We start from the raw sequence: 7,388 nt of genomic DNA, 5'->3' as shown, positions 1-7,388 counted from the left end.
GCCGAACCTGAAGTGGGCTGGCGACATCACCTATTTGTACACCAACGAAGGATGGCTCTATCTGGCTGTAATTATTGACCTTTACTCTCGCACCGTGGTGGGTTGGTCGATGGCAAGTAGGATGACATCGGAGCTTGTTTGTGACGCTTTGAGGATGGCGTTATTCCGCCGAGGTTTTCCTACCGGCGTGATTGTCCATAGCGACCGAGGCAGCCAATACTGCGCAAATAATTACCGTGCTTTGCTTCARAAACATCAGTTAGGGAAGGKGCGAACAAGTCGTCGCACAGCTCTGGCTTTGATAGCAGCGACAGTTCAAGGCATTCAACTGAGGGCATGCCGAGGCCTGCTGAAGTTGAATAACGCCGAAATGGTGTTGCTATCAAAGCCCCGCAGGGCGAGGCTTRCWGCGGTATTTGCTGCGTTACAGTTCTTGCGAAGGACTAGGGCCATTCGCTGCAAACTGTGCCTTGCATCTATCCACTTTAAGCAGCATGAGCCGTAAAGGGAATTGCTGGGATAATGCTTGCGTGGAAAGCTTCTTCCACACATTAAAGGTTGAAGCACTGCAAGACGAGCCGCTCATGATGCGTGATCAAATGAGACAAGCGGTATTTGAGTATATTGAGGTTGATTATAATCGGACCAGACGGCATAGTGCTCTTGGGTATTTGAGTCCAGAGAACTTTGAATTAAAAAATAGTGCTTAGCAAAGTGTCCACTATTACTGGATCAGATCACCGTCGCCCTGGCCCTGTGTCACGTGCTGATCTATGACAACCTCTACGATCAGGCCTTCATCGAGCGTCACGTAGAGGGCTTCGAATCCTTCGCCAAGGAAGTCAAAGCCTATACCCCGGAGTGGGCCGAGGGGATCAGCGACGTCCCCGCCAAGGATATTCGTCGCATCGCCCATGAGTTCGCCGCCAAGGCGCCCCATGCCGTGGTGGATTTCGGTCACCGCGCCACCTTCACCCCGGAAGAGTTCGAGATGCGCCGCGCCCTGTTTGCCGCCAACGTGTTGATCGGCAACATAGAGCGCAAGGGCGGCCTCTACCTGGGTAAGAAGGCCAGACCTACAACAAGTTTGCCGGTGACAAGGTCGCCCCAGGCCTAGGCAAGCCAGGCGTCGAAGGCATGCCTAAGCCTCAGGCCAAACGTATCGACCAGGTTGGATGAGCAGTACGCCATTATGTGGTCATCCGGCGGTATCTATCAAACCATTCTCAATGCCCCCCTGGAAGCCAAGCGTTACCAGCTGCGTGCCTGGGTGATGAGCCGTACCAACCCGATGCAGACCATGACCGACAGAGCCAAGGTGGTCGAGACCCTGAAGAAGCTGGACTTTGTGGTCAGCTGCGACGTCTACATCAGCGAAACCGCCGCCTATGCCGACATAATACTGCCTGAGTCCACCTACCTGGAGCGGGACGAAGAGATCGCCGACAAGTCGGGTAAGAGTCCGGCCTACTATGTGCGCCAACGTGTGGTAGAGACCATAGGCGACACCAAGCCAAGCTGGCAGATCTTCAAGGAGCTGGGCCATGAGATGGGGCTGGAGCAATACTTCCCATGGGAAAACATGGAGAGCCTGCAGTTGCTGCAGCTGGATCGCGATATGGCGCGCTATGACGAGATCAAGCAGAAGGGCTATGTCAGCTACGGCAAGCCGCTGATGCTGCGGGAACCGGCCATGGTGGCGGCATTCGTCAAGCAATACCCTAACGCCAAGCCCACCGACGAAGATGGCACCTACGCCAGCGCCATGAGCTTCAAGACCCCGAGCGGCAAGATAGAACTTAGCTCAGACAAGGTCGAGAAGATGGCCGCTGGTCGCGGGGTGATCAAGTACCGCGAGGTCAAGCTCAAGCAGGATAACGAGCTCTATTTTATCCAGGGCAAGGTCGCGGTGCACACCAATGGTGCCACCCATAACGTGCCTATGCTGGCCAACCTGATGTCTGACAACGGCGTGTGGATCCACCCTGTTACCGCTGGACGCCTCGGCATCAATAGCGGCGATAAGATCCGCCTCACCAGCAGCGTCGGCAGCGAAGAGGGTACCGCACTGGTCACCCCGGGTATTCGCCAGGATACAGTATTCGCCTACATGGGCTTTGGCTCGAAAAATAAAGAGCTCGCCAGAGCGACCGGCAAGGGCGTTCACTGCGGCAACCTGCTGCCCAATGCGACCGCACCCGTCTGCGGCATGAATATCCACACTACTGGCATCACGCTAACGAAGATCTAATAGGAGTCCAGTATGAGTAAAAGATATGTAATGGTGCACGACGAGAATCGCTGCATCGGCTGTCAGGCCTGTAGCGTCGCCTGTCGCAGCGAAAATGGTACTCCCGAGGGAGTTACCCGTCTGCAAGTGCGGGTCGAAGGCCCGTTCGGCGATGCCCCGCACCTGCACTTTAAATATAACCGTGTCTCCTGTCAGCAGTGTGAAAACGCGCCCTGCGTTACCGTGTGCCCCACAGGTGCTGCCTATGTGGGCGAGGACGGCCTGGTCTCCATCAAGGAAGACAAGTGCGTCGGCTGTATGTACTGTGTGGCAGCCTGCCCCTACAAGGTGCGTTTTATCAACCCGGAAACCAAGGCGGCCGACAAGTGTAACTTCTGTAAGGACACCCGCCTAGCGCGGGGCGAACTGCCCGCCTGTGTCACTGTGTGCCCAACCGATGCGCTGACCTTTGGCGATGCCAACGATCCGAGCAGCGAGGTGGCCAAACTCATCAACACCAAAGCGACCTATCAGGAGAAGACCCACCTGGGGACTAAGCCTAGGGTCTATCGCATTCCAACTAAACGCGGGGGGATACAGTCATGAACAATACCTGGGGCGATATGGCGCAATATGATCCAGTCACCTGGAACTGGGTAATCGCAGTCTATCTGTTTATGGCCGGCCTCTCGGCAGGCTCGATTCTTATCGGCATAGGACTACGCTGGTACAGCAAGGAGAAGGCGCTAGAGAGCGCCATTCTCAAGGCGGCGGTGATCATCAGTCCGCTGGCGATCATCATAGGCCTGGCCTGTCTGGTGTTTGACTTGACCAAGCCGTTTGATTTCTGGCTGATCCTGGTCAACTACAACTTCAGCTCTGTCATGTCTATCGGTGTGCTGGCGCTGCTGCTCTACTCGCCCATAGGCATCGCCTACTCTCTGATAGTGCTGAGAGATGAGCTGAGCCAGTGGCAGCTGGGCTTCCTGGTGCCGCTAGCCGATGCCCTGATGCCGATGAACGCCTACCCACTGCTGAACACTGCGGTACTGCCTGCGCTCTTCCTGGTATCAGGCCTGTCAGCCGGGGCGGCAGCTAACGCCATCGGCGCGCTGCTGATGTTTAACACCCATCCCCATGACGCCAACCTAAGCAAGATGCATGGTTTGGAGCTGCCGGTGATGCTGAGCGAGCTGATGTTCCTCTTCATGCTGTTCTGCGCGCTTTACTTCAAGGGCGGCGCGGCCGCGGCGGCGCTGGCATCGATCACCACGGGTGTCAGGGCCAGTGTGTTCTGGGTAGGCGTGGTCGGTATCGGCTTTGCCATCCCGCTGCTGACCATGCTGATGCCGTCGCAAACACGCCACAGCAAGGGCGTGATGATCGCCGTGGCCTGCAGTAGCCTCACCGGGGTGTTGGCCCTGAGACACTTTGTGATCTACGCGGGTCAGAGCTACATCAGCTAATCCCTCTCCACCTAACGCAAAAAGCCCAGCAGATGCTGGGCTTTTTTATCAGATAAATTCGCGATTACTCGTCGTCTTCGTCCCGTTACTCGTCGTCTTCGTCGAAGTAGTCGTCATCGAAATCGCTGTCGCCTGCTGCGTCACGTTCGGCGCGCCATTTCTCGGCGGCGGCTTCTTTAGCCGCTGCGGCCTCGTTGCGCTCGGTGCGTTGCTTGGCGCGGCGCTCGTTACGCACCATCAGGTTTTCGACTATGCCTTTTAGGGTCTCTTCGCCCCAGGCAGTCGCCTCGGCTTCGCTGGCAAAACCGGATTTCGCCTTGGTAACGCCTATCTTACGCGCCGTCATGCGACGGGTGACTTCGGCAGTCCAGCTGCCTTCGGCTTCGCTCACGCGAAGACCGTATTTCTTGTTTTGTGCCATGTTAATTTCCTAATTCGATCTTCGAGTGCAAACTTGCCGCTCATTGAGGGAAACAGCGGTCCAATATACCACTGTCGTCAGAAAGGCGGCTATTGTAGTCTCCTCTGGATAAAACTCAATCATTAGCGCGCACAATTTGCGAAAAAGTTGCCCCTTTCAGCTAAGCATAACTGGCGAATTCGATAGCACTTTGCTATCGCTTAATGTAAGCTGCACGCCCGCCAGCCCGCTGGCACCCAATTATGCGCCATCGTCGCCCAAGAGATCCCTCTATGAGTTTTTCCTCCCTAGGTTTATCCGCCCCCATTTTAACGGCCGTCACAGACAAAGGTTATCAGACCCCTTCGCCCATTCAGGCTCAGGCTATCCCTGCGGTATTGTCTGGCAAAGACGTGATGGCGGCGGCGCAAACCGGGACAGGCAAGACGGCGGGCTTCACCCTGCCGCTGCTGGAGCTGCTCAGTCAGGGCCCTCGCGCCCGCAACAAGCAGGTACGCGCCCTGGTGCTGACCCCAACCCGTGAGCTGGCCGCTCAGGTCGCCGAGAGTGTCACCACCTATGGTAAGCACCTGCCGCTGCGCAGCGCCGTGGTCTTCGGTGGTGTCGGCATAGGGCCGCAGATCAGCCGTCTTCAGCGCGGTGTAGATATTCTGGTGGCGACCCCGGGTCGATTGCTGGATCTCTATCAGCAACAGGCACTCAGCTTCAGCCAGCTGGAGATCCTGGTACTGGATGAGGCCGATCGCATGCTGGACATGGGCTTTATTCACGACATCAAGAAGATCCTCGCCATCTTACCGCCCAAGCGGCAGAACCTAATGTTCTCCGCCACCTTCTCCGATGAGATCCGTACCCTGGCCAAGGGGCTGGTACACAACCCGGTAGAGGTCTCGGTCACTCCGCGCAACAGCACGGCCAACACAGTCGCCCAGCTGATCTGCCCGGTAGACAAGAGTAAGAAGTCGGCCGCGCTGGTAAAACTCATCCAGCAAGGTGACTGGCAGCAGGTGCTGGTGTTTAGCCGTACCAAACACGGTGCCAACCGTCTGGCCAAGGCCCTGGACACCAAGGGGATCACCGCCGCGGCCATCCACGGAAACAAGAGTCAAGGGGCCCGCACCAAGGCACTGGCCAACTTCAAGTCGGGCGAGGTACGCGTACTGGTGGCAACCGACATCGCCGCCCGAGGCCTGGATATCGACCAGCTGCCTCAAGTCGTCAACTTCGACCTGCCAAACGTGCCCGAAGATTATGTGCACAGAATCGGCCGCACCGGCCGCGCAGGTGCCGATGGTAAGGCCATCTCCCTGGTGAGCGACGAAGAAGCCAAGCTGCTGGCGGATATCGAGCGCCTGATCGGCAAGAACCTACCGCGCACCCTGGTAGAGGGCCTAGAGCCGAGCCACACGCTACCCGAGACAGATCTGACGCCAAAGCGCCATGTTCAGCACAAGGGACCACGTAATCCTAAGCCTAAAAGCAACAATCAACGCAATGGACAACGCAGCAGCAATCGCTCAGGCAACGGCCAAGGGGCAGACAAGGCAAGTCAGCCTCGCCGAGGCGATCAAGCTCAGGGCAACAAAGAGGGTCAGGGCCGTCGCCGAACAGGCACAAGCACTGGTATAAGCAAGCCTGCTAGCGAAGGTCAACAAGCGCAAAATCAAGCGCAAAAACAAGGCAAGCAGGAGCACAGAGACGGTAACGCCCCAGCACGCCGCCGCAGACGCCGCAGACCGAGCCAGGGCACGCCTGCAAATCACTAATTAAAGAGTCATCTGGGGGCAGAAACAGCTGCGCCCCAGTTTTATTAAGACCCGTCTCAACTTAAGCATCTAGTCTCAATCGAAAGTCCACACCTAACATTTACATCTTAGGTTAAATCGCTGTATTGTAATTCTTTATCGGGATTATTGACTCATTGGTCTACTCATCAATGAGTGAAGAACACAATTGCGTTCCGCTTTTTTAAATGGACTTTTACTATGAAATACATCGCCTTCGCACTCTTGTATCTTCTGCCTCTTTTCACGCTGGCCGACTCTGGCCTTCCCGACCACCGACATATTGTTGCTCATGGTTCAGGGAAAATTGTCACTAAACCTGATATGGCAAGAATCACCTTTGAAGTGAAGAGCATCCAAAAAGATGCCCTCACCGCGAAGAAAGAAGTTGATCAACGGGTCAACGCACTGCTTAAAGGCTTAGACAATTTCAACGTTAGCGAGGACAAGATCTCAGCCTCTAATCTACTCACAGAACCTCATGTGAACTATACCGACGAAGGTTCAGAGATTATCGCAGGCTATGTTGCGACTCGAACATTAAAAGTTACCCTTAATGATCTGCAACAGATGAACCGATTTATCGACTTCGCTCTCGGCGTCGGTATCAATGAAATCGAAGATATAGAACTTTTATCGATGCGATCACAAGAATACAAAAAACAAGCAACTGTAATAGCCGTTGAAGATGCAAAAACTAAGGCCACCTCATTAGCCAACGCCTTCGGCGCTGAGTTAGGAAAAATTTACAGCATCAATTCAAGCAGCGACTCTAGCCGATACGGATATAGTGCATACAGTAACGTCGAACGTATCTCGGTAACAGGTTCCAGAATTGATCCCGACGATTTAACGCCAGGGCGATATTTACAAGCCACCATTAGCTTCTCCGCCTCCATAACGGTTGTCTTCGATCTCGAGGTTAAATAACACAATATTCCTAAAACGACTGAATCAAAAAAGCCAATAACAGAGGACACTATGTTGAAATTCATTATGCTCACAATCGGCCTATTAAGTTCAGGCATGGCAATGGCGGTCAACGATGTGTTAACCGTCGACCGCAGCGTATCCGGTAGCTTCCAATCCTCATTTCCCAACGAAAATAACATTCAACCTGATATCAGTGATTTTAAGGTACTCAATAGCGTACTGATGAGTAATGAAGCAGGTGAACGCTGGGCGCTGTAGGATCCCCTCATAATTCATACCCCCAGCAGCCGTAAATGAGTGATAACTCAGCCAGCTTCCTGGCAGCATGGAGTAGGTCATCGGCTGACATTGGGTATCTGTCTCGTCGTCGCATCAGCTCTTTTCCCATCCGCACTATCGATAACACATTACGTTTCTTCACCGTATTGGCCTGGAAATGTCGTTGCAATTGCTGCGCTTCACCAAAGAGTCCCACCCACCAAAATGCCAATTGCACCAGCAAGGCTATCAATAGCAGGATATCCATTCTTGCCGCATCACGTGTTCGGCTGTGG

At 54.6% G+C, this 7,388-nt stretch carries 6 protein-coding genes and 4 pseudogenes; 8 read left to right on the top strand and 2 right to left on the bottom strand.

What is annotated here, in order from left to right; all coding sequences use genetic code 11:
* The 5 genes and pseudogenes from L1D47_RS19645 to nrfD all read left to right on the top strand — a co-directional run.
* A pseudogene (locus tag L1D47_RS19645) lies at positions 1-256 on the top strand (DDE-type integrase/transposase/recombinase); the annotation flags it as partial.
* 235 nt (positions 257-491) lie between these two features.
* A pseudogene (locus L1D47_RS19640) lies at positions 492-710 on the top strand (IS3 family transposase); the annotation flags it as partial.
* A 32-nt stretch (positions 711-742) separates the two neighbouring features.
* Positions 743-2,251: pseudogene (gene phsA / locus L1D47_RS19635) on the top strand (thiosulfate reductase PhsA); the annotation flags it as partial.
* Positions 2,252-2,263: 12 nt separating this feature from the next.
* Entirely contained in the window at positions 2,264-2,836 is a 573-nt protein-coding gene (locus L1D47_RS19630; protein ID WP_041508400.1) for a 4Fe-4S dicluster domain-containing protein, read from the top strand.
* Positions 2,833-3,696, top strand: a complete 864-nt coding sequence (nrfD, locus tag L1D47_RS19625; RefSeq protein WP_239886486.1) for an NrfD/PsrC family molybdoenzyme membrane anchor subunit — start codon at positions 2,833-2,835, stop codon at positions 3,694-3,696. The genes L1D47_RS19630 and nrfD overlap by 4 nt, the downstream gene beginning before the upstream one ends.
* 85 nt (positions 3,697-3,781) lie before the next feature.
* On the opposite strand, the gene L1D47_RS19620 is transcribed toward nrfD, so the two are convergent.
* Entirely contained in the window at positions 3,782-4,117 is a 336-nt protein-coding gene (locus tag L1D47_RS19620; protein WP_239886485.1) for a DUF3622 domain-containing protein, read from the bottom strand.
* Between the two features lie 272 nt (positions 4,118-4,389).
* Between L1D47_RS19620 and L1D47_RS19615 the strand changes: the two genes are divergently transcribed.
* The 3 genes from L1D47_RS19615 (at position 4,390) to L1D47_RS19605 (ending at position 7,092) form a co-directional block, all read left to right on the top strand.
* Positions 4,390-5,883 (top strand): DEAD/DEAH box helicase, encoded by a 1,494-nt coding sequence (locus L1D47_RS19615; protein ID WP_239886484.1) that lies wholly within the window; start codon positions 4,390-4,392, stop codon positions 5,881-5,883.
* Positions 5,884-6,102: 219 nt separating this feature from the next.
* Positions 6,103-6,831 (top strand): SIMPL domain-containing protein, encoded by a 729-nt coding sequence (locus L1D47_RS19610; RefSeq protein WP_239886483.1) that lies wholly within the window; start codon positions 6,103-6,105, stop codon positions 6,829-6,831.
* Positions 6,832-6,882: 51 nt separating this feature from the next.
* Complete coding sequence (locus tag L1D47_RS19605; RefSeq protein WP_239886482.1) at positions 6,883-7,092, top strand: hypothetical protein; 210 nt, start codon at positions 6,883-6,885, stop codon at positions 7,090-7,092.
* A gap of 7 nt (positions 7,093-7,099) precedes the next feature.
* Here L1D47_RS19605 and L1D47_RS19600 read toward each other — a convergent pair.
* Positions 7,100-7,388: pseudogene (locus tag L1D47_RS19600) on the bottom strand (IS4 family transposase); the annotation flags it as partial.

The organism is Shewanella sp. Isolate7 (genome assembly GCF_022398425.1).
Taxonomy (GTDB): Bacteria; Pseudomonadota; Gammaproteobacteria; order Enterobacterales; family Shewanellaceae; genus Shewanella.
Note: the sequence above shows the minus strand (reverse complement) of the source record. Positions and strands in the feature narration are given on the sequence as shown.